Genomic DNA, 1,671 nt, shown 5'->3' with positions numbered 1-1,671 from the left:
GTTACTGTGGCGGCCAAATTTTCCTCCAGCCGATGCAGCTTCGTGGTGCCTGGAATGGGAACAATCCAGGGTTTTTGCGCCAGTAACCAAGCCAGTGCGATTTGTGCGGGAGTGGTGCGGCGTTCTGTTGCCAGTTCGGCCAGTAATATCACCAATTTTTCGTTGGCTTTCAGAGCTTCTGCGGCGAAACGGGGAACCACGTTGCGGAAATCATTCTCTGTAAAGGTGGTTTCGGCGTTGATTGTGCCAGTCAGAAAGCCCCTGCCCAGCGGGCTGAAGGGCACAAAACCAATGCCGAGCTCTTCAAGCAGTGGAAGTATTTCTTGTTCTGGCTCGCGCCACCATAAGGAATATTCACTTTGTAACGCGGCAACGGGTTGCACTGCATGAGCACGACGTACGGTCTGCGCACCGGCTTCTGAAAGACCAAAATGTTTTACCTTGCCTTCGGCTATCAGATCTTTCACCGTTCCCGCGACATCTTCAATCGGGACATCGGGATCAACCCGGTGTTGATAGAGAAGATCGATAACATCTGTCTTAAGGCGACGTAGTGAACCTTCTACGGCTTCACGGATATGCTCCGGGCGACTGTTCAACATCTGCTGTTTATTGTCGTTGCCTATGTTAAAGCCAAATTTTGTAGCGATAACCACGCGATCGCGTAAAGGTTTCAAGGCTTCACCGACGACGTCTTCATTTAAATAGGGTCCATACACTTCAGCGGTATCAAAAAATGTCACACCGCGCTCAACGGCTGCGCGAACGAGTGTAATGGCTTGACGAGTATCCGTTGCCGGGCCGTAGCCTTGGCTCAATCCCATGCAGCCCAGACCTAGCGCAGATACTTCAAGCCCAGACGTTCCCAAATAACGTTTTTGCATTACTACGCTCCTACAGTTAACGGCTTTACCGATATTCAGCAAGCATAGCGCAGCACGATTAATTCGATTAGCCACGTTAATTCGCTAGGGTTTATTAACTGAATTCATTAATTACCGCCCGCGTTTGGTATTTAGCGCGAGAAGGTAGTTAACCAGCGGGTCACGGTTTCCGTGGTTCTTCGCTCCTGATCGCATTCGATAATAAGCGGTTTTTCTCGTCTGGCATGGGGTGCCAGTGTCGCTAATACCGCTTCGCTGTTACCAACGCCATATCCGCCATGGGTGATAAAAGGAACCAGCGCTTTGTCTGCCAAATTGTGGGTAGTGAGAAAGGTTTGCACCACCGGGGGAAGGGTTGTCCCCCAAATAGGAAAACCTAAATAAATCGTTTGATAATGTTCAATGTTGCTGACACTGCTTTTTAACGGTGGCCTGAAGCCACGGTCGCGTTCTATTTTTGCCTGCTCTACCGTCTGAAAATAATCATCCGGATAGGGCGTGGCAGGCTCAATCTCAAACAGATCGCTTTGCAGGCTGCGATGAATAACCCCCGCGATGACGCGTGTGTTACCACTGCGGGATAAATAAGCGACCAGAGTGCGTCGGTCTTTTAGGGGTAACTCAGCGCTGGCGCTAGCGGAGGAAGGAAGAACCATCTTCGCCACAGTTAAGCTGGCCAATGAGGTAAGCAGCGCTCTTCGAGTGCGATCGTGTTGGTGTGACATGTATGATTCTCCGCAGAAATGGATGCTAGACAACCCGCGCGGTGATGCAGGAGCAGAGCAGC

Annotated in this window: 2 protein-coding genes; both read right to left on the bottom strand. The window is 50.8% G+C overall.

Annotation, left to right across the window (positions count from 1 at the left end; all coding sequences use genetic code 11):
• On the bottom strand, positions 1 to 884 hold an 884-nt coding region (locus J5224_RS26890; RefSeq protein WP_264628216.1), incomplete at its 3' end, for an aldo/keto reductase.
• Positions 885 to 1,015: 131 nt separating this feature from the next.
• Entirely contained in the window at positions 1,016 to 1,609 is a 594-nt protein-coding gene (locus J5224_RS26885; RefSeq protein ID WP_264628215.1) for a flavodoxin, read from the bottom strand.
• Between the last annotated feature and the right edge of the window lie 62 nt (positions 1,610 to 1,671).

It is taken from the genome of Candidatus Symbiopectobacterium sp. NZEC135 (genome assembly GCF_025962695.1).
This window is presented reverse-complemented; position numbering and strand designations above follow the sequence as displayed.